We start from the raw sequence: 21,380 nt of genomic DNA, 5'->3' as shown, positions 1-21,380 counted from the left end.
AAGTGAGAGATGGAATGACGACGACATTCGACGAGGCGACAACGGCGGCGATCGCCGCGTTTGCCCAACTGGATTTCTACACGGCCGTGCAAGCGATGCGCGCCGAAGCCGATTACGACCACGAACGAGACCAGTGGATCTCGCGCTATATCGACGAGCACGGCGGCGGCGTGGACGATGCGGAATACGACGCCCTGCACGCGCGAGCGCAGGCCACGCCGGAATACGCGCAGTTCATCGATGGGGTTCGGCGGGAAATTCTGGAGTACTTCGGCGTGACCGACGATCAACTGGACTGGATGGTCGTGCTGCGCGACGACGACAGCGATGAACTGTGGGCGGAAGTCAACCGGCAGCGGAACGCGCTGGGAACGGGTGAAGTGCGCGGAGATCTCTGACCGGGCCTGTCATTCGCCGGTACGTTGGGCGTGCCGTTGTGAAGGTCGGCTCCGCACCACGTATCGGACGCTCGCCGTTCATATCAGTCTTCTCGCTCATCCGATTCGTGGACGGTGTTGAAGCTGAACGGCGGGCCAGGGTTGCCAAACGAGATCCAGCGAACCCGCGACGCATGAAAAAAGCCCGCCGAAGCGGGCAACCTCACGATGCGGAGGGGGAGATCCGAAAACGCGATCGGCGCGCGGTCAGCCTTTCGTCGCGCCGAACGTGAGCCCCGCGACGAAATGCTTCTGCATCGCGAAGAACATCGCGACCGACGGCAGCGCGGCGAGAATCGACCCGGCCGATACGAGATTCCACGACGTCGTCCATTGCCCCTTCAGCGCCGCGACGCCCGCCGTGATCGGCGCCGCCTCGTCGCCCTGGGTGAGACACAGCGCCCAGAAATAATCGTTCCACACGAACGTGAACACCAGAATCGCGAGCGCGGCCAGCGCCGGCCGGATCAGCGGCAGCACGATGCGCCAGAACACCGTCCATTCGCCCGCGCCCTCGATGCGCGCCGCCTCGATCAGCTCGAACGGCAACTGCTTGATGAAGTTGCGCAGGAACAGCGTGCAGAACCCCGTCTGAAACGCGACGTGGAACAGGATCAGCGCTTCGACGGTATTGAATACGCCGAGCCGCAGCGACAGGTCGCGCACCGGAATCATCAGCACCTGCACCGGCACGAAGTTGCCGGCGACGAACGTGCCGAACAGCGCGGTATTGCCGCGAAACTGGTAGGTCGCGAGCGCGAAGCCGGCCATCGCCGCGAGCGCGATCGAGCCGATGACGGACGGCACGGTGATCTGCACGCTGTTCCAGAAATAATGGAGCATCGGCGACGTCGTCAGCGCGTCGCGATAGTTCTCGATCATCGCGAAGCGGCGCGGCCAGCCCCAGTAGTGGCCTTCGACGAGCTCCTCGGTCGAGCGCACCGACGTGACGAACACCGCGATCATCGGCAGCAGCCAGATCACGAGCGCGACGGGCAGCGACAGCTTGTACAGCCGGCGCGATACCGGCTTCCAGTGGGCAACGGGTGTCGGAAACATGATGAGTGAACTCCCGAAAGGTCACTGTTCGTTGCGCAGCATGCGGCGCAACTGGAACACGATGTAGACGAGCATGATCGCGAACAGCACGACCGCGATCGACGCGGAATAGCCGAGCCGGTAGTACTTGATCGCCTGGTCGTACATGTAATACGCGAGCACGGTCGAGCTTTCGAACGGGCCGCCGCCCGTCATCACCGAGATCAGGTCGAAGCTGCGCAGCGCGCCGATCACGGTGACGACGATCGCCATGAACGTGGTCGGCCGCAGTTGCGGCAGCACGACGTGCCACAACAGCGCGAAGCCGCGCGCGCCTTCCATCCGCGCGGCCTCGATCTGTTCCGGGTTGACCGACGTGAGGCCGGTCAGGTACAGGATCATGCAGTACGCCGTTTGCGGCCACAGCGCGGCGAACACGATGCCGAACGTCGCGTAGCGCGCGTCGCCGAGCACCGGGATCCCATGCCCGGCGAGCAGCGCGAGCAGGCCGAAGGTCGGATCGTAGAACCACGAGAAGATCAGGCCGACCACCACGCCCGACAGCACGAACGGCGCGAAGAACAGCGACTTCACGAGCCGGATGCCGCCGACCGCCTGGTTCAGATACAGCGCGAGCGCGAGGCCGAGCGGCGGCGCGAGCATGAACAGCAGGAGCCAGATCACGTTGTTGCGCAGCGCCGTGTAGAACGTCGGCGCATGAAGCAGCTCCGCGTAGTTCGCGAGGCCGACGAAGGTGCGCTCGGTCATCCCGTCCCAGTTGTACAGGCTCAGCGACAGCGTCGACAGGATCGGCCAGATCACATAGACGGCAACCATCGCGCACGCCGGCGCGAGAAAGAGCCATGCGGCGCGCCGTTGCCGCCGCACGGCGGGCGACGGGCGGCGGGCGCGCCATGCACTGGCGGACGAGCCGCGCGACGGCGGCGCGGTGCCGTCGCGCGGGGTGGACGTGGTCGGACTGGACACGGCAAGCCTCCTGAACGGACACGGCGGCGCGCGGCCGCCGGTTGGGTCACGCGGTCACTTCTTGTAGATCCGCTTGCGGGTCTGTTCGAGTTGCGCGAGCACCGTATCGAGCTGCGCGGGATTCGCGACGAACTGCTGCATGCCCTTCATCCCCTCGTCGGCCATTTCCTTGGTCATGTCGCGGTCGTAGAACTGCGCGACGCCGCCCTTCGTGTCGGCGAGGATCCGGAAGCCGATGCGCGAGATCGGATCGGCCGGCTCCGGCGACTTGCTGTTGGCCGACAGCGAGCCGAGCCCTTCGGCGAGCTTCGCGCCGATCTCGGGCGTTTCGACGAATGCGAGGAACGTGTGCGCGTCGGCCTTGTTCTTCGCCTTGGTCGGGATGTGCAGCGATTCGACCGGGCCGTCCTCGGCGGTCGGCACCTTCGGGTCGATGATCGGGAAGCGGTAGTAGCCCATTTCCGGTTTCACGTTGGGCGGGAAACCCGCCGCGATGAAGGTGCCCATCAGCATCATCGCGGCCTTGCCCTGGAACAGGAACGGCTGCGCGCCGTCGAGATCGTAGGACAGCGCGTTGTCGATGAAGTAGCCGGCATCGATCAGCGATTTCCACGTCGTGTAGACCTTCTTCACGCGCGGGTCGGTGTACGGCACGTCGCCGGCCATCAGCTGCTGGTGGAACGCGTTGCCGTTCAGGCGCAGGTCGAGATAGTCGAACCAGCCGGCGAGCGTCCACGCGTCGCGACCGCCGATCGCGATCGGCGTGATGCCGGCCGCCTTCAGCTTCCTGCACGCATCGAGAAACTGGTCCCACGTCTTCGGCGCGTCGGCGATGCCGACCTTGCGGAACAGGTCCTTGCGGTAGAACAGCCCCCACGAGTAGTAGACGGTCGGCGCCGCGTACTGCTTGCCGTTGTACGACGAGGCGCTGCGCGTCGACGCGTACATCGCGTCCCAGCCGTTTTTCGTCCAGTCGCCGCTCAGGTCCTCGAACAGCCCGCGCTTCGCGTAGTACGCCATCCGCTCGCCCGCGTGCCAGTTCACGACGTCCGGCGCGACGGTCGTGAGCCACGCGGGGAGCTGCACCTTGTACGCTTCCTCGTCGACGAAGGTCGGCTTCACGTCGATGTCGGGATGGGCCTTGTGGAACGCTTCGATCGTCGACTGCCACACGGCGCGCTGGCTCGCGCCCTTGAACGCGATGTTGATCGTCAGCGTGCCGGCATCGGCGGGCGCCGCGGCGCCGAACGATGCGGATGCGATGGCGGCGACGGTCGCCAGGCGGGCAGCGACGCGAAGGGGGCGATGGGTCATGAGTGTCTCCAGTCCTGTGTGTCGTTGTTTGTGCGTGACCGGCGCGTCTTCGCGCCGGGGCGGTTGCTACGAACGGCTTCGATACACGGCGACGCCTTGCGGCTCCACCTGCGCGGCGCCGAGCACGAACGCCGACGGCGGTACCGCGTCGATCGCGTGCGGTGTGTCGCCGTAGTTGAAGACGTAGGTCAGGCCGCCGCGGCGGCTCACGCGCACGGCGTCGCCGAGCGGCGTCGGGGCCAGGCCGGCTTCGGCCGCGATATCGGCGAACAGGCGCACGGTGGTCGCATCGTCGAACAGCGCGGCCCAGTAATGCAGCGTACCGTGCGATAGGCAGGCCGGATGGCCGTCGGCGAAGCGCGCGTGCACGACGCTGCGCGTGTCGTCGTGCAACTCGACGAAGTCGCGCCAGTGGCGCGCCGCGCCCGTGAGCGGTGACCCGTCGCGCAGCGTGCCGTCGATCCGTTCGGTCAGGTTCGGCCGCAGCGATTCGACGCGCCAGACACGCACCGGCAGGATCGACGCGAGCGGGCCGGGCGGCAGCGCCGGCGGAATCTGCAGGTCGGCGGTTTTCGAGCCGGTGCGCGGGCCGAACACCGCGTGCGCACCCGATGCGGCGAGCCGCGACGCGAAATCGTCCGGCACGATCGGCAGCGGCGGCACGACGACGAGCCGATAGCCGTCGAGCGGTGCATGCGCGGAAACGATGTCGACGTCGAGGCCGAGCGAGCGCAGCGCCGAGTAGTACTCGAACGCGAACCGCGGGTAGTGGAAATCGGCGCCCTGCGGCTGCACTTCGAACAGCCACTTCGCCTCGTAGTCGAAGACCAGCGCAACGGGCGCGCGCACCGCGCCGTTCGCGTCGGCATCCGCGCCGGCGTCGAGCACGGCGGCGATTTCCTGCGCGACGCGCCGCGCTTCGCGGCCGCCTTCGTCGAGCTGATTGTCGGGTGTGTTCAGGCCCGCGTGCATCTGCTCCTGCGCGAACGGCGCCTGCCGCCAGCGGAAGTACGACACGCAGCCCGCGCCGTGCGCGAACGCTTCCCAGCTCCACAGCCGCACCATGCCCGGCAGCGGCGCGGGATTCCAGTGCGCCCAGTTCACAGGGCCCGGCTGCTGCTCCATCACCCAGAACGGCAGCTTCGACATGCCGCGATAGAGATCGTGATTGAACGACGCGAAATCAGGATGGCCGGTGCGCAGCCAGCGCGCCTTCACGTCGGGCGCGAACCACAGCTCCTCGAGCGCGCCGAGCGGGTAGCTGTCCCACGTCGCGACGTCGAGGTCGCGCGCGACCTCGTAGTGATCGAACTCGGTGAACAGCTGCATGAAGTTGTGCGCGACCGGCCGGCCCGGCGAGTGCGCGCGGATCACGTCGACCTGCATCCGGTGATAGCGCGCGAGCTCGTCGGACGCGAAGCGCCGGTAGTCGAGGCGATGCGACGGATGGGCTTCGGTCACGGTGCCCACGGGCGCGTCCACTTCGTCGAAATGGCGATACTCCATGCTCCAGAACACGGTGCCCCACGCGCGGTTCAGCGCATCGATCGTGCCGTAGCGCGCCTTCAGCCATGCACGGAAGCGCACGAGCGCGGCCGGCGAATAGCTGACGACCGTCTGGTGGCAGCCCAGCTCATTGTCGGTCTGCCAGTAGCGCACGGCCGGGTGGCGGCCGTAGCGTTCGGCAACCGCCGTGCAGATCTGGCGCGACGCTTCGAGATAGGTCGGCGACGAGAAATCGTAGTGGCGGCGTGAGCCGAACGCGCGCGGCCGGCCGTCGGCGCCGATCGCGAGAATGTCGGGATGGCGGTCGACCAGCCATTTCGGCGGCGTGGCGGTCGGCGTGCACATCACGATCTCGAGGCCGGCCGCGCCGAGCACGTCGACCGCACGGTCGAGCCAGCCCCAGTCGTATTCGCCGGGAGACGGCTCGATGCGGCTCCACGCGAATTCGGCGATCCGCACCTGCTCGATGCCGAGCGCTTTCATCCGGCGGGCGTCGTCGGCCCATATCGATTCCGGCCAGTGTTCCGGGTAGTAACAGACTCCGAGGCGCATGCCCGATCCTTATGCGTAGTGGTGAACGTGAACGTCGGCGCGCGCGGGCACCGCGCGGCCGTCTTCGGTGAACAGGTGGCAGGCCGCGGCCGGCGCGTGCACGTGCACGCGTTCGCCGGTGCGGACCTGCGCGTCGCCGGGCACCTTCGCGATCAGCGGTGCGCCGCCGGGCGGATCGAGATGCACGTAGGTCTGTTCGCCCAGGCGTTCGACGAGCACGACGTCGCGCGCGAGCGTCGTCGCGTCGGGCGCGGCGCCGAGCGTCAGGTGTTCGGGGCGGATGCCGAGCGTCACGGCCGTGCCGGCGCCGAGCGCCGAGCCGTCGCGCGGCAGCACGAAGGTTTCGCCGGACGGCACGAGCGTGACGCTCGTGCGCCGCGCGTCGCACGCGGTCACGACGGCCGGCAGGAAATTCATGCGCGGCGAGCCGATGAAGCCGGCGACGAAGCGGCTGGCAGGGTGGTGATAGAGGTCGAGCGGCGCGCCCACTTGCGCGATGCTGCCGTGCCGCGCGGTATCCGCGCCGGCGTGCAGCAGCACGATCTTGTCGGCGAGCGTCATCGCCTCGGTCTGGTCGTGCGTCACGTACACCACGCTCGCGCGCTCGAACTGCCGATGCAGCTTCGCGATTTCGACGCGGGTCTGGCCGCGCAGCGCCGCGTCGAGATTCGACAGCGGCTCGTCGAACAGGAACACGCCGGGCTCGCGCACGATCGCGCGGCCGATCGCGACGCGTTGCCGCTGGCCGCCCGACAGCGCCTTCGGCTTGCGCTCGAGCAGCGCGTCGAGCTGCAGGATGCGCGCGGCGTCGCGCACCTTCCGGTCGATCTCGGCCTTCGGCACGCGCGCGAGCTTCAGCCCGAACGCCATGTTCTCGTACACCGTCATGTGCGGAAACAGCGCGTAGCTCTGGAACACCATCGCGACGCCGCGCTCGGCGGCCGGCACGTCGTCGACGCGGCGGCCGTCGATCGACAGCTCGCCCGCGCTCAGATCCTCGAGCCCGGCGATCATGCGCAGCAGCGTCGATTTCCCGCACCCGGACGGCCCGAGAAACACGCAGAACTCGTGCGCGCCGATCTCCAGATCGACGTCGCGAATGACCGGCGCGTGCTCGCCGAAGGCTTTCTGCACGCGCCGCATCGAGATGCTCGCCATTGTCTCCGCTCCATGTTTTAATGCGCCATCCTGCGTGATTAAGCGCTTAATCATCGCGATCAAAAAAAGAGGCGATGCGATCGCGGCCGAGTCGCGCCCGTCGGTCGGGCGGCAAGGTGTGCGGCGATAGTGCGCCGCTTCGGTGAGCGAAGCAAATACTGGATCGACGTCTCATATAGTGGGCAAACGATGGCAACACTGGAAGAAGTGGCGCGCCGCGCCGGTGTGACGGCCGCGACGGTGTCGAACGTGCTGCGCGGCCGCGGCCGGGTCGGCGACGCGACGCGGGCGCGCGTGCTCGAAGCGGTCGACGCGCTCGGCTACCGCCCGCATCTCGCCGCGCGGGCGCTGGCCGAAGGCCGTGCGCCGACGGTCGCGCTGATGGTATCGAGTATCGCGAACCCGTTCTATCCGGAGTTCGCGCTGGCGGTCGAGCGCGCGGTGCGCCGCAACGGGCAGTTCCTGATCGTCTGCAATACGAATGAAGACCCGTTGCAGGGGCGTGCGTATCTCGACCAGATCGCCGGCACGATCTCCGAGGGGATTCTCGTGACCAATGCGAACCTGCACCTGCCGGATCTGCTCGACGTCGCGCGGCGCGGCGTGCCGGTCGTGCTGTGCCTGTGGGAGCGGCCCGACGCGCCGCCCGACGGCCTGCCGTGCGTGGCGATCGATTTCCGCGAGGCCGGACGGATCGCGACGCGGCATCTGCTCGAGCTCGGTCACGAGAAGATCGGCGTGATCGTCGGCGGCGCGGCGAGCGGCGTGCAGGCGGCGCGCTACGACGGCTTCGTCGACGTGATGCGCGACGCGGGGCTCGACGCGTCGATCGTCGCGGCCGAGCACGATTCGATCGAAGGCGGACTGCGTGCGGCGGGCCGGCTGCTCGATGCGCACCCGCGGTTGACCGCCCTCGTCGCGACCAACGACCTGCCGGCGATCGGCGCGATGCATGCGGCCGCCGATCGCGGCCGGCGCGTGCCCGACGATCTGTCGATCGTCGGCATCACCGACATCCATCTCGCCCGCGACACGCGGCCCACGCTGACGACCGTCGCGATCCCGACCGCCGAGGCGGCCGGCCTCGCGGTCGAATTGCTCAATACGCTGCGCGAGGCGGGCGGGCAGGGTGGAGACGCATCGCGCGTGCGGGTCGCGTCACCGCCGACGCTGGCGGTGCGCGGGACGACCGGGCCGGTACCGCACGCGGCATAGCGAGGCGCGGGCGGTCGTGCGCCGCCTCAGCCGCCTTCGACGAGCCGCAGCACGATGCTTCTTGCCGACTCGAGATGCGCGACCGTCATCGCGCGTGCCGCGCGTGCATTGCGTTCGCGACATGCCTGCAGAATCGCTTCGTGCTCGACCTGGAACGACGGCGTGTCCGCGAGCAGCGTGGCCTGCAGGCGCTCATAACGTTCGACCTGGCCGCGCAGTTCGCCGATCGACTTCAACTGCCGCGCGTTGCCGCAGCACGAATACAGCAATGCGTGGAATTCACGGTTCAGCTCGCCCTGCCGGCGCGGCGCGGTTGCATCGCCGAGCAGCCGATGCACGAGCTCGGCGCGCGCGAGCGTTTCGTCGTCGAGCCGCTTCACGCTGCGGTAGATCGCGTCGCCTTCGAGCAGCACGCGCAGATCGTAGATTTCCTGCACGTCCGATGCGCTCAGCATGCGCACGACCGCGCCGCGATTCCGGAAGATATCGAGCAAACCTTCGCGCTCCAGCCGCTGGATTGCCTCGCGCATCGGGATCCGGCTGATGCCGAACCGCTCGGCCAGGTCGCGCTCGACGAGCCGCTCGCCGGCCGCCAGCTCGCCGTTGATGATCATGTCGCGCAGCGACGCGGCGATCGCGTCCGCCGTGGAGTCGAGTTTGGCTTCCATGCGTGCCTGTTCGTTAATTTTGGAATAATGGTATACCAAACGACCATCCAGTGCCACAATGGCGACCATCGACGGGCTGCACGCAACGGCGTTCGGCCCGGTGGGGCAACCAACATCAATGGAGAGCGAAATGGCATCTGGCGAACACCGGTATCGCGTCGCGGTGGAGTGGACGGGCAATCGCGGCACCGGCACGTCCGGCTATCGCGAGTACGGCCGCGATCATGTGATCCGGGCTGGTTCGAAGCCGGATATCCCCGGTTCGTCGGACCCGGCGTTCCGCGGCGACGCCGCGCGCTGGAACCCCGAAGATCTGCTGCTCGCGTCGGCATCGGCATGCCACGAGCTCTGGTATCTGCATCTGTGCGCCGAGGCCGGCATCCGCGTGCTGGCCTACGTCGACCACGCGGAAGGCACGATGGTCGACAGCGCTGAAGCCGGGCGCTTCACCGAAATCGTGCTGCGCCCGCGGGTGATGATCCGGGCGGGCGACGATCGCGCGCTCGCCGAGCGGCTGCATCACGATGCGCACGCGAAGTGCTATATCGCGAATTCGGTCAATTTTCCGATTCGTTGCGAGCCGGTGATCGAGGTCGAGGCAGCCTAGCTCGGAGCAATCAGTCCTCGTTCGTAGCCGGACATTTTCGAGCAGATCAATGCGCCTGCATGGACGCTCGGGATAGCGATGCGAGTCGTGCTTCCGATATACGCCCGTTTATTGTGACCGAGTGGGCTACGGGCGCGCCATCGATGTCGAATGCCTCTTGTTTAATTGACTGCATACGATAACGATTATTTTCGGACGGGAGTCGTGCGAGAGAAATCGGAAAACAAAATTTATGCGAAAAGTCAGTCCGATTGTCCGTCAGTATGCCTTACGTATCTGACAGGAAATGTCCACGGCGCATGTCAATCAGACGCATCCGGAATTCACAATTTGTGGTGTTTCTTCAACGGCTTAGCAATTGTTGACAGTGATTTACCAGTGCTTTGGTACGCTCACGCTCGATAATCCAACGAATGGACGCGGGCCGCGTCAACGAGAGTGAACAAAAATACGCATCGCCTGGTGTATTCCAGGCTTCGGGGTATCGTGGTGGCCGTCGCGGAGACGGCGATCGCCGAGGGCAAATCCGCAACAGCCGAGGCACGCGCACGTCGACGCTCGTCGATATCCGGTGTGCACGTCGTAGCAGCGGGCGTTGCTGCGCTTGGCATGTTCCCCACCTTGTCCGATGCGCAGATCGTGCCGACGCCGGGCACGAGCACGCACGTGATCCAGACGCCGAACGGCTTGCCTCAAGTCAACGTGGCGCGACCGTCGAATGCGGGCGTCTCGGTCAACACTTACAACCAGTTCGACGTACAAAAGGCTGGCGCGATCCTGAACAACTCGGCCACGATGGTTCAGACGCAGCAGGCGGGCTGGATCAACGGCAACCCGAACTTCGGCGCCGGGCAGGCCGCGCGGATCATCGTCAATCAGGTCAACAGTCCGAATCCTTCCCAAATTCGTGGCGCTTTGGAGATCGCCGGCTCCCGGGCGGAGCTCGTCCTCGCGAATCCGTCGGGCATTTATCTTGATGGCGCGTCCTTCATCAACACCAGTCGCGCAACCCTCACAACGGGCGCGCCGTACTACGGCGCCGATGGTTCGCTCGCCGGTTACAACGTCAACCGCGGGCTCGTGACCGTCTCGGGTGCCGGTTTGAATGCAACCGGTACCGATCAGGTGGATCTTATTGCTCGCGCGGTACAGGTGAACGCGGCGGTCTACGCGAAGAACATGAACGTGATCGCCGGTACGAATCAGGTCAACCACGACACGCTTGCCGCGACGCCGATCGCCGGCGACGGCCCCGCTCCGTCAGTCGCGATCGACGTGAGCCAGTTAGGCGGTATGTATAGTAATCGGATCTTCCTGGCGTCCAACGAGTTCGGTGTCGGGGTGGCCAACGCTGGCACGATCGCGGCGCAGGCCGGTGACCTGACGCTGCAGTCGAACGGCCGGCTCGTGCTGACCGGCAAGACCACGGCGAGCGGCAATCTCGCACTGTCGGCCGCCGGTGGCCTCCAGAACAGCGGCACGACGTACGCGCAACAGTCGGCGTCGGTGAATACCGTCGCCGATCTGACGAACACCGGGACGCTCGCGGCGCAACAGAATACGACCGTGAACGCCGGCACCGTCAATTCGACGGGTACGCTCGGCGCGGGTGTGAACAACGATGGCTCCGTCGGCCGCGGTGGCGACCTGAACGTCTCGACGTCGGGCCAACTGAGCGCAACCGGCCAGAACGTGGCAGGCGGCAATGCGTCGCTGTCCGGCAGCAGCGTGAATCTCGCCGGCAGCCAGACCGCAGCAAACGGCAATCTGTCGCTGAACGCGACGGCCGGCGACATGAACCTGTCGAACGCGACGACGAGCGCGCAAGGCGACGTCCACGCGAATGCTTCGGGCACGATGATCAACGATCACGGCAACCTGTCGAGCGGCGGCAGCACGACGCTGACCGGCGGTGCCCTCTCGAACCAGAGCGGCAAGGTTTCGTCACAGAGCGCGTTGTCGGTGAATGTCGCCGGCCAGATCGCCAACCAATCGGGCGAGCTCGTATCCGAAAGCACGGCCGACCTGCGTGGCGGTGATATCGCGAACAACCAGGGCACTATTCAAAGCGCGGCCGGCATGACGGTGGCCGGCGCGTCACTGGACAACACGGCGGGGCGGATCACGTCGCTCAACGCAGACGGCCTCTCGGTCACGACGAGCGGCCAATTGATCAATGCGGCAGGTACCACCGCGAACGGTGCGCAAGGCGGTGTGATCGGCGGCAATGGCGATGTGTCGGTCGGCGGCGCAAACGTTGTCAATCGCGGCGCGATCACGTCCAACACGAATCTGCGGGTATCGGGCCAGTCGGTCGACAACGGTAGCGGCACGCTGCAGGCCGCGCAAAAGGTGGCTGTCGATGCGGGCGCGCGCCTGATCAACAACGGCGGCTCGATCGTCGGTCAGACGGCCGCGCTGACGGGCACGACCCTCGACAATAGCGCGGGTGCCGTGCAGGCGAGTCAGGTGTCGTTGAACGCGACCGAGCTCATGAATCACAGCGGCACCATCACGCAGACCGGCGCCGGCGCGATGGACGTGAACGTGTCGGGCACGCTCGACAATTCGAGTGGCGGTACGCTGCAAACGAACAGTACCGCCCTGACGCTCGCGCCGACGGCACTCGTGAACGACGGCGGCACGATCACGCATGCTGGAACCGGCACGCTGACGCTCGGCAATGGTTCGGGCTCGGTATCGAACGTCGGCGGCGCAATCGCGAGCAACGGGCGCGTGGTCGCGCAAGCCGGCACGCTGAACAACATGTCGGGCTCGATAAACGCGCAGAACGGACTGGCGGCAACCGTCGCCGGCACGCTGAACAATGCGAGCGGCAAGCTGCTGTCGAACACGGATCTCGGCGTCACCAGCGGTACGCTGTCGAACGACGGCGGCCAGATCGGTGCCGGCACGAATGCGACGCTCCGCACGGGCTCCATGACGAATCAGGGCGGCTCGATCGTCGCGCCGAATCTGTCTGTCATCGCCGATTCGACGCTCGACAACAGCGGCGGCAAGCTCGAAGCCAATCAGCTCGCGCTGACGGCCGCGAACCTCGTGAATCACGGCGGCACGATCACGCAGTACGGCTCGTCGGCGATGGGAATGAACGTCAGCGGCACGCTCGACAACTCGGCCGCCGGCGTGATCCAGACCAATGCCACGGATCTGACGCTTGAGCCGGCCGAGTTGAACAACGCAGGCGGCACCATTACGCATGCTGGCACCGGCACGCTGACGATTGCGCCGGGCAATGGCGCCCGCGCGCTGAACAACGCGTCCGGTACCATCGTGACGAAGGGACAAGCTATCGTCAACGCGGCTTCCTGGAATAACGCCGGCGGTATTCTCGCGGCGCAACGCCGCATCAACGCGACCATTGCCGGTGACGTAAACAACGCGCAGGGTTTGCTCCGATCAGACGCGTCGCTGTCGTTGAAGAACGGTGGGGCGCTGTCGAACCGAAGCGGCCACATCCAGGCAGGGCAATCGGTTGCAGGCGACACCAGCACGCTCGCCATTCAATCGGCCTCGATCGACAACGCGGACGGCGCCATTGTCGACCTCGGCACCGGCAAGATGACCGTGCAAGGCGGCAGCCAGATTGCGAACAGCCACGCCAGCGGCGTGTCGGGCATGGGTGCGATCACCGGCAACGGCGATGTGACGGTCAGCGCGGCATCGATCAGCAACACGCAGGGCGGGCAGCTCAGCGGCGCGTCGCTGCACGTACAAGGCAACACCCTCGACAACAGCGGCGGCACCATCGGCAACGTCACGAATTCGAACGGCGACGTGGACGTCACGACGACCGGCGCGATCACGAATACGAACGGACAGATCAGCTCGACGCACGATCTGTCGGTGTCGGCGGCCACGCTGCTGGGCGGCGGCACGTACAGCGCAACGCACGACGCCAACGTGAACCTGCAGGGCGACTACACGGCGGCGTCCGATACGCAGTTCAACGTTGGGCACGATCTCGCCTTCACGCTGCCCGGCACCTTCACGAACATTGCGAACCTGCAATCGGTCAACAACCTGAGCGTCAACGCGGGCAACATCGTCAACGTGGGCGCGTTGACTGCCGGCGGCCTGCTGCACACGCAATCGATCAATCTGACGAACACGGGTGCGCTCGTGGGCGCCAGCGCGTCGCTTAACGCCGTCAATACGATCTCGAACCTCGGCCCGACCGCGCTGATCGGCGCATCCGACAGCAACGGCACGCTCGAAATCCTCGCACGCGACATCGAAAACCGCGACGACACGACTGCGTCCGATTCGATGGCGACGACGGCCATCTTCGGGATGGGCAAAGTCGTACTGGGAGGCGGCAAGGACGCGAGCGGCAACTACACGAACGCGGGGCTCGTCAACAATGTGTCGGCGCTGATCCAGTCCAGCGGCGACATGGAACTGCACGCGGACAAGGTGACGAGCACGCGCCGCGTGATGAAGACGTCCACCAGCCAGATCGATCCGGCACTGCTCGCGCAGTTCGGCATCAGCATGTCCGGATGCGTGGCGGTCCACATGGAAGCCTGCGCGGGTCGGGACGTGGGCGGGGTCGACCTTCGCGACCCCGCAGTACGTGAACTTTTTCTGGGTTTCGTGGGTGGGGTGCCGACCGATCCGCCGCATAGCGGGCAGTGGAACAGCAACTACCAGAAGACGACGTACTATGCCGACAGCGCGACAGCGACGACCGTGTCTGACATCAGCCCGGCCGCGCAGATCGTGTCGGGCGGCAAGATCGATGCGTCGTCGGTCGGCACGCTGCAAAACTACTGGAGCAATATCGCGGCGGTCGGCGACATCAAGGTGCCGGGGCACTACGACGCCGACGGCTGGGCGGTGACCGGGCAGAAACTGCCGGGCGTGACGGTGTCCTACTCGGGGCAATACCACTACAACAACTACGACAACACTGAACACGACTGGCAACTGCCGTTCGGCAATGCGCCGTTCGTGACGGGGCGCCCGGGTGGCTATACGCAGGCGGCGCCGGCGTCGATCAAGGATTACACGCTGCCGGGCTATTTTTCGACGCTGAGTTCCAACGGCACGATCTCGGGTACGGGTGTGAGCGTCAACAACTCGGCGGCCAACACATCGATTCCGTCGCTCGGCTTGTTGCCGGGACAGTCGGTGCCGGGCCTCACGCCCGCCAATCTGAGCGGTAACGCGAGCGGCGCGAAATCGGGGGCGTCGTCGGTGCACGGCGGTCCGCCGGCGCCGGTCGATCCGATCATCGCCAGTGCAACGGCGCTGAACGTCCTGAATAACCTCACCATTCCGCAAGGAGGCTTGTTCAAGCCGACCACCGCGCCGAACGCGAGCTACGTGATCGAGACGAATCCGGCTTTCACGAACCAGAAGAATTTCATTTCGAGCGACTACTTCTTCGGTCAGCTCGGCGTCGACCTCACGCACATCCCGAAGCGGCTCGGCGACGGCTTCTATGAGCAGCAGCTCGTACGCAATCAAGTGACGGCGCTGACCGGCAAGGCGGTGCTCGGCCCGTACGCGGACCTGCAGACGATGTATCAGTCGTTGATGACGGCGGGCGCGGATCTGTCGAGATCGCTCGATCTGCCGATGGGCGCGAGCTTGACGGCCGAGCAGGTGTCGAAGCTAACCAGCAACGTGATCATGATGGAGACGCGTGTGGTCGACGGCCAGTCGGTGCTGGTGCCGGTCGTATATCTCGCGCAGGCGAATCAGCAGAATATCAACGGCCCGCTGATCAGCGCGACGAACATCGATTTCCAGAATGCGCAGTCGTTCACGAACAGCGGCACGATCAAGGCCGACAACACGCTGGAGATCCAGGGCAAGCAGATCGACAACGCGTTCGGTGCGCTGCAAAGCGGCGGGCTGATGTCGCTGAAGACCGACAACAACATCGATCTGACGTCGGCCAACGTGAAGGCTGGCAGCCTGCAGCTGGATGCCGGGAAAGACCTGGTTCTCGATACGGCGACGAAGACGAACACGCGCGTGAGCCGGGACGGCGCGACGAGCGTGGTGACGACGCTCGGGCCGACCGCCAAACTCGACGTGTCGGGCAATGCGTCGATCACGACGGGCGGCAACTTCCAGCAGAACGCGGGCAACCTGTCGGTCGGCGGCAATCTCGGGATGAATGTCGGCGGCAACTGGGATCTCGGCGCGGTCCAGACCGGCGAGCACAAGATCGTGCAGCGCGCGAACGGCGTGTCGAATACCGACATCAACAAGGTCACCGGCAGCACTGTGCAGGTTGGCGGTGCTTCACTGATTGGCGTCGGCGGAGATCTGACCGCCAAGGGTGCGCAGATCGACCTCGGCCAAGGCGGGGCGATCGCAGCCAAGGGCAACGTCACGCTCGGCGCAGCGAGCGCGACGTCGACCGTGAACAGCAACAGTTCGGGCAGCGATAGTCACGGCAGTTACGCGGAGACGCTGCACACGTCGGATCAGGCGCTGACCGGGACGACGCTTAAAGGCAGCGACACGGTCACGATTGCGTCGGGCAAGGATCTCACGATCAGTGGCAGCACGGTTAGCCTCGACAAGGGGAATGCGAACCTGATGGCGGCCGGCGACGTGAATATCGGCGCGGCGACCGAAACGCATGAGCTGAACTCACACGAGACGCATAGCCACAGCAACGTCGTGAGCGGCGTGAAGGTCGCGAGCGGGATCGACCAGACGATGACGCTGAATCAGGGTAGTCTGGTATCAGCGGACGGTGCGAACATCGTCAGTGGAAAGGACGTCAATGTTCAGGGCAGCACCATCGTCGGAACGAATGACGTGACGCTCACGGCAGCGCGTAACGTAACGGTCACGACGTCGCAGGATACCTTGCAGTCGTCGAGCTACTACAACAAGAAGGAATCCGGGCTGATGTCGGGCGGCGGACTGTCGGTGTCGGTGGGCAGCAGTTCGCTGAAGACAACCAACCAGAGCGCCGAGGTGTCGAACAACGCCAGCACGATCGGCTCGCTGAACGGCAACCTGAGCATCGCGGCTGGCAACGATCTGCACGTGACCGGCAGCGACCTGATCGCGGCGAAGAATCTCAGCGGGACAGGCGCGAACGTTACGATCGACGCCGCGCAGGACAAGAACCACCACGGCGAGACGCAGGAAGTGTCGAAGAGCGGCCTGACGCTGGCGTTGAAAGCGCCGGTGATCGATGCGGTGTCGAATGCGGTGGGTCAATCGCGTGCGTCCAGTAATAGCCAGGATGGCCGTGCAGCAGCGCTGCACGGGATGGCCGCGGCGAGTGCGGCGTGGGATGCGAACGTGACTGCAGGCGACGTGGTCAACGCGCTGGGAGCAGGCCAGACGCCCCAATTCAAGGTCGAACTCAGCGTCGGCAGCAGCCATAGCAAGAGCGCGTTTACCGAGAACAGCGTGACGAATCGCGGCTCGAATGTGAACGCCGGCGGAACGGTGGCATTTGCGGCAACCGGCAACGGTGAGCCGGGCAGCGGCAATGTGACGATCGCCGGCTCGAACGTGAACGCGAGCGATGTGATTCTGGCGGCGAAGAATCAGGTCAATATCGTCAATACGACGGATACGGATTCGACGCGCAGCACGAACGAGTCGAAGAGTGCGAGCGTGGGCGTGTCGGTCGGCACGGGCGGCTTTGGTATCTCGGCGGCGATGTCGAAAGCCAATGGCGACGGCAACAGCGATCTGGCCACGCAGAACAACAGTCACGTGAATGCGGCAAACGGCGTGACGATCATTTCGGGCGGTGATACGAACATCATCGGCTCGAACGTGAACGGCAACCAGGTGAATGCCGATGTGGGCGGGAACCTGAACATCGCGAGCGTGCAAGACACGCTGACGAGCGCGGCGCATCAGTCGAGTTCGGGCGGCGGCTTCAGCATCAGTCAGGGCGGCGCCAGTGCGAGCTTCAGCCAGAGCAAGGGCAACGCGTCGGGCAGCTATGCGGGCGTCAACGAGCAAGCCGGGATCCAAGCGGGCGACGGCGGCTTCAATATCAACGTCACCGGCAATACCGACCTGAAAGGCGGGCTGATCGCGAGTAGCGCGGATGCGTCGAAGAATTCGCTGACGACGGGTTCCCTCTCGTTCTCGGATATCCAGAACCAGTCGCACTACGACGCGAGCTCGAGCGGCTTCAGCGCGGGCGCGACGACCGGCGACGGCGGGATGAACTACAGCACGCACGGCAGCGCGTCGGGCAAGAATGCCGGTGGTGTCGCACCGATGCTTGGCCAAAACGACAGCGGCAGTGATAGCGCGACGACGAAGAGCGGCGTGAGTGCGGGGACCATTACGATTACGGATTCGGCAAACCAGAAGCAGGATGTGGCGGGCTTGAACCGCGACACGACGAATACGAACGGTACGGTCGCCAAACTCCCCGACATGCAGAACCTGCTGGCCAATCAGTCGGACATGATGGCGGCAGCCAGCGCGGCCGGCGAAGCGGTGTCGCGCCGGATTGGGGATTACGCGGACAAGATGATGAAGGACGCCGCCGCGAGCGGTGACCAGGCCGGCGTCGAAGCGTGGAAGGAAGGCGGAGCGAATCGCGCGCTGATGCAAGGTGCCGGCGCGGCGCTGGTGACGGGACTGGCTGGCGGCAACGCGGTAGGTGGTGCAGCCGGCGCGGCGATTGCATCGATCGCGTCGGGCAAGCTGAACGAGCTGAGCAGCGCGATCGCCGGCAGCGATCCGACCGGCAATGCCAATATGAATCAGGCGCTGGGCAACATCGTGGCGAACGCGCTTGCGACAGGTGCGGGCGCCGCTGTAGGAGGTGAGGCGGGAGCGTTCTCGGGGTACAACGTTGACCGGTTCAACCGTCAACTGCATGCCGAAGACAAGACGCTCGCGAAGCAGCTCGCCGATAAAAGCAAGGGGAAATACACGCAAGCGCAGATCGAAGACCAGATGCGTATTATGGGCGCCAACGTGAACGGGACGAACGAGTCGGGTGCGCCAGCGACGCTGATTGGTCAGTTGCCCACCGATTCGGGGGCGCGATGGGTGTCGGGCGGCACGACCAGTGATGGGAAAACGATTCTCACGCAGCTTACAGCACAGCCTAATCCGGAATTGCAGACATACATCGCGACGAATGCGGGATCGGTCCCGGCGGGTGACGTGCCGCGCGTTATTTATGCTCCCAACGGAAGCGGTGGAAGCTGGAACATAACGGGACCGTTTACGAAGTTCGACCAGTCGGATGCGAACTATGTGAAGGGCACGACTGCGGATATGGCGTCGATGGTGTCGAACACCGCAGGGTGGATTTCGTCAACTGCGGCAACTGGGGCTGCCGTGCCGTCACCCTTTGCTCCAGCGTTTGGAACAATTGCATACGGAGCGACGGTTGTAGGTATCGGTGCTGACGCCGTGTCCCAACTGGTAAGTCCCAATGCAGGTCAATACACTTACGAGGGTGCTTTGGCACTGGGTGGTCAAGTGGTTGGGGATAAAATGCCTATCGCGTCGCTGGTCATCAATGGCACATCCGAAGTCATAAAAAAGCAACCATTCTCAACAACGATCAGCAACTGGGTTGGACAGCAGCTGAATTCGATTTTCGGTCCGAGCGCTGACAAGGGAAAGAAATGAGACTAATCGAAGATGGTAATTTCGCAGGGTGGCTGAGGGTTGTACTTTTCTTGATTGGCTTAGCCGTGGCTGTGGGGGGGCTTGGATTTGACCAAATGCCCCGATGGATCAGAGCCGGGGCATTCATCCTTGGCTTTGCGACAATGGCGCTTGGCGGTATTTCTAGTCGAGCGCATATGCTTAAGATTAAACCATTTGGCGGTTCGGCGTGGCGTAAAGCAAAGAAGACATACCGGGAAGATAGCCATAAATGAGGATTGTATAAATGACTATCTTGACAGTGTTGGGCCGGGCACTTTTTGCTTTAGTCTCGATTGAGATTATTAGGTGAGTAGCGGTGACTTTTGAGCGATTCCGCTAAGAAATCGAAGTCCGCGAGTACATGTCTAGAAAAATATGAGAACTATTCGCCGGGGGAACTCTGCAGCAGCACTGCTGCTGATAGCGGCAAGTGTGTCGGCGCAGGAAGCGCCGCGCTTGGCTGCTCAGGGGAACGACCAGCAAATCCGTCAGCAGGAAGAGGCGCGCGAGCGCGAACGAACGGTCTCCGCGCCCGGGGTGCGTTCGGGCGTGACGGCGAGCGCCGGTTATCCGACGCTGTCGTCGGAGTCGCCGTGCTTTCGCATCGATCGTTTTTCGCTCGACGTGCCGAACGCGCTGCCCGCTTCCGTGAAAGCGCAAGGTGCTTCCGCCTTGCCGATGGACCGCTTCGCGTTCGCGCGCGAATGGCTTGACCACTACGCTGGCCAGTGCGTCGGCAAACAAGGCCTTGACGCGCTCGTCAAGGGCCTGTCGCAAGCGATCCTGGCGCGCGGTTACGTCACGACCCGCGTGCTGCTGCCTGAACAGGATCTGTCGACCGGCACCCTGAAGTTATCGCTGATCCCCGGCGTGATCCGCCACGTGCGCTTCGCTGACGAGAAGCTGCGCGGCACCTGGAAAACCGCCTTCCCGACGCGCGATGGCGAACTGCTAAACCTGCGCGACCTCGAACAGGGCCTCGAGCAGATGAAGCGCGTGTCGAGCCAGGACGTGTCGATGCAGATTGTCCCCGCCGATGTGCCGGGCGAGAGCGACGTCGTGCTCGACGTGAAGCGCGGCAAGCCCTGGACAGTGGTCGCGTCGATCGACAACTCGGGCACGCGCGCGACCGGCCGGCTACAGGGCAACCTGTCGCTCGGCATCGACAATCCGTTGGGCCTGAACGACATCTTCAACATCGGCGTGAGCCAGGATCTCGAGCTGGGCGACAAGCGCCTCAGCTCGCACGGCTGGAACGGCTTTTGTTCGATCCCTTGGGGCTACTGGACCGCGACGCTTTCGGCGTACACGAACACGTACTATCAGCAGATCGCCGGCGTGAATCAGACGTTCGTCGCCAGCGGCAACTCGAAGACCGTCGATTTCAAGCTGAACCGTGTGCTGTCGCGCAGTCAGAACGACGTGTTCGGCGTGCAGTTCCGGCTGTCACGCCGGTTCGGGCAAAGCTTCATCGAAGACACCGAAATCCCGCAGCAGCGCCGCAACAACACGTTCGTCGAGTTCGGCCTGACCGATCGGCACTACTTCGGCAACGCGCAGTTCGACGGCACGCTCGCGTACCGGCAGGGCGTCGGTGCGTTCGGCGCACAGGACGACAGCGTGGCGGCCGACGGCGGCCCGACCTACCGCTACAAGATGGCGGTGCTCGATGCGAACCTGTCGGTGCCGTTCGCGATCGCGCAGCAGCCGTTTCGTTACGTGACGACCCTCCACGGCCAATTCACGGGCAACACGCTGTACTACATCGACGACATGACGATCGGCAGCCGCTACACGGTGCGCGGCTTCGACGGGGAGACGATGCTGGCCGCCTCCCGTGGTTTTTACTGGCGCAATGAACTGCAGGCGCCGATCGATCAAACCGGGCAGGCGGTGTATGCGGGCATCGACTACGGCCGCGTGTGGGGCCCGCAGCCGGTCACACTCGTGGGCACGCAACTGGCAGGGGCCGTGATCGGCGTGAAGGGGAGCGTCGCGACTCGCTTGGGTGCCTACGGTTACGACCTGTTTGCCGGCACGCCGATCTACAAGCCGTCCGGGTTTCCTACGGCACGCGTGACCGTTGGCTTTCAGCTCACCGCACAGTTCTGACGAAGTGGGCGCAATCCGCTACTTTGCCCGCCGTCGTTTGAGACGACGGCGGCGAGGATCGAGAACTGACGGCTTTTTCGATCGTATAGTGCATGGCTCTCTTGTCGGAGGGCCACGTGTGGCGACCATGCTATCCGCGCTGCGGCG

Annotated in this window: 11 protein-coding genes; 5 read left to right on the top strand and 6 right to left on the bottom strand. The window is 64.9% G+C overall.

The window, feature by feature from the left end:
- Nucleotides 1-14 precede the first annotated feature (14 nt).
- On the top strand, nucleotides 15-398 hold the full coding sequence (locus tag CFB52_RS28365) for a hypothetical protein (RefSeq protein WP_060011169.1): 384 nt from the start codon (nucleotides 15-17) through the stop codon (nucleotides 396-398).
- Nucleotides 399-644: 246 nt separating this feature from the next.
- Here CFB52_RS28365 and CFB52_RS28360 read toward each other — a convergent pair whose 3' ends face one another.
- The 5 genes from CFB52_RS28360 to CFB52_RS28340 all read right to left on the bottom strand — a co-directional run bounded on the left by CFB52_RS28360 (nucleotide 645) and on the right by CFB52_RS28340 (nucleotide 6,992).
- Nucleotides 645-1,496, bottom strand: a complete 852-nt coding sequence (locus tag CFB52_RS28360) for a carbohydrate ABC transporter permease (RefSeq protein ID WP_099318086.1) — start codon at nucleotides 1,494-1,496, stop codon at nucleotides 645-647.
- A gap of 21 nt (nucleotides 1,497-1,517) precedes the next feature.
- Complete coding sequence (locus tag CFB52_RS28355) at nucleotides 1,518-2,462, bottom strand: carbohydrate ABC transporter permease (RefSeq protein ID WP_059581543.1); 945 nt, start codon at nucleotides 2,460-2,462, stop codon at nucleotides 1,518-1,520.
- Nucleotides 2,463-2,516: 54 nt separating this feature from the next.
- Nucleotides 2,517-3,776: an ABC transporter substrate-binding protein gene (locus tag CFB52_RS28350; protein WP_099318085.1), complete on the bottom strand. Its 1,260-nt coding sequence runs from the start codon at nucleotides 3,774-3,776 to the stop codon at nucleotides 2,517-2,519.
- 66 nt (nucleotides 3,777-3,842) lie between these two features.
- Nucleotides 3,843-5,834 (bottom strand): beta-galactosidase, encoded by a 1,992-nt coding sequence (locus CFB52_RS28345; RefSeq protein ID WP_099318084.1) that lies wholly within the window; start codon nucleotides 5,832-5,834, stop codon nucleotides 3,843-3,845.
- A gap of 9 nt (nucleotides 5,835-5,843) precedes the next feature.
- Nucleotides 5,844-6,992, bottom strand: coding sequence for an ABC transporter ATP-binding protein (locus tag CFB52_RS28340; RefSeq protein ID WP_099318083.1), 1,149 nt, complete (start codon nucleotides 6,990-6,992; stop codon nucleotides 5,844-5,846).
- A 189-nt stretch (nucleotides 6,993-7,181) separates the two neighbouring features.
- Here CFB52_RS28340 and CFB52_RS28335 point away from each other — a divergent pair, with 189 nt between their 5' ends.
- Nucleotides 7,182-8,207 carry a LacI family DNA-binding transcriptional regulator gene (locus CFB52_RS28335; protein WP_059581555.1) on the top strand — a complete coding sequence of 342 codons (1,026 nt, stop codon included), beginning with the start codon at nucleotides 7,182-7,184 and terminating at the stop codon, nucleotides 8,205-8,207.
- 26 nt (nucleotides 8,208-8,233) lie between these two features.
- On the opposite strand, the gene CFB52_RS28330 is transcribed toward CFB52_RS28335, so the two are convergent.
- Nucleotides 8,234-8,875, bottom strand: a complete 642-nt coding sequence (locus CFB52_RS28330) for a GntR family transcriptional regulator (protein ID WP_089465873.1) — start codon at nucleotides 8,873-8,875, stop codon at nucleotides 8,234-8,236.
- Nucleotides 8,876-9,005: 130 nt separating this feature from the next.
- Between CFB52_RS28330 and CFB52_RS28325 the strand changes: the two genes are divergently transcribed.
- The 3 genes from CFB52_RS28325 to CFB52_RS28310 all read left to right on the top strand — a co-directional run bounded on the left by CFB52_RS28325 (nucleotide 9,006) and on the right by CFB52_RS28310 (nucleotide 21,233).
- A complete protein-coding gene (locus CFB52_RS28325) occupies nucleotides 9,006-9,482 on the top strand; it encodes an OsmC family protein (RefSeq protein WP_060011291.1) in 477 nt (158 codons plus the stop codon).
- 438 nt (nucleotides 9,483-9,920) lie between these two features.
- Nucleotides 9,921-19,100, top strand: a complete 9,180-nt coding sequence (locus CFB52_RS28320) for a hemagglutinin repeat-containing protein (protein WP_180278275.1) — start codon at nucleotides 9,921-9,923, stop codon at nucleotides 19,098-19,100.
- A gap of 396 nt (nucleotides 19,101-19,496) precedes the next feature.
- Entirely contained in the window at nucleotides 19,497-21,233 is a 1,737-nt protein-coding gene (locus tag CFB52_RS28310; protein ID WP_099318082.1) for a ShlB/FhaC/HecB family hemolysin secretion/activation protein, read from the top strand.
- The last annotated feature ends 147 nt before the right edge of the window (nucleotides 21,234-21,380 follow it).

The organism is Burkholderia sp. AU18528, assembly GCF_002223215.2.
Taxonomy (GTDB): domain Bacteria; phylum Pseudomonadota; class Gammaproteobacteria; order Burkholderiales; family Burkholderiaceae; genus Burkholderia; species Burkholderia semiarida.
The sequence above is the reverse complement of the archived record's forward strand: the minus strand, read 5'-3'. Positions and strand labels throughout refer to the sequence as shown.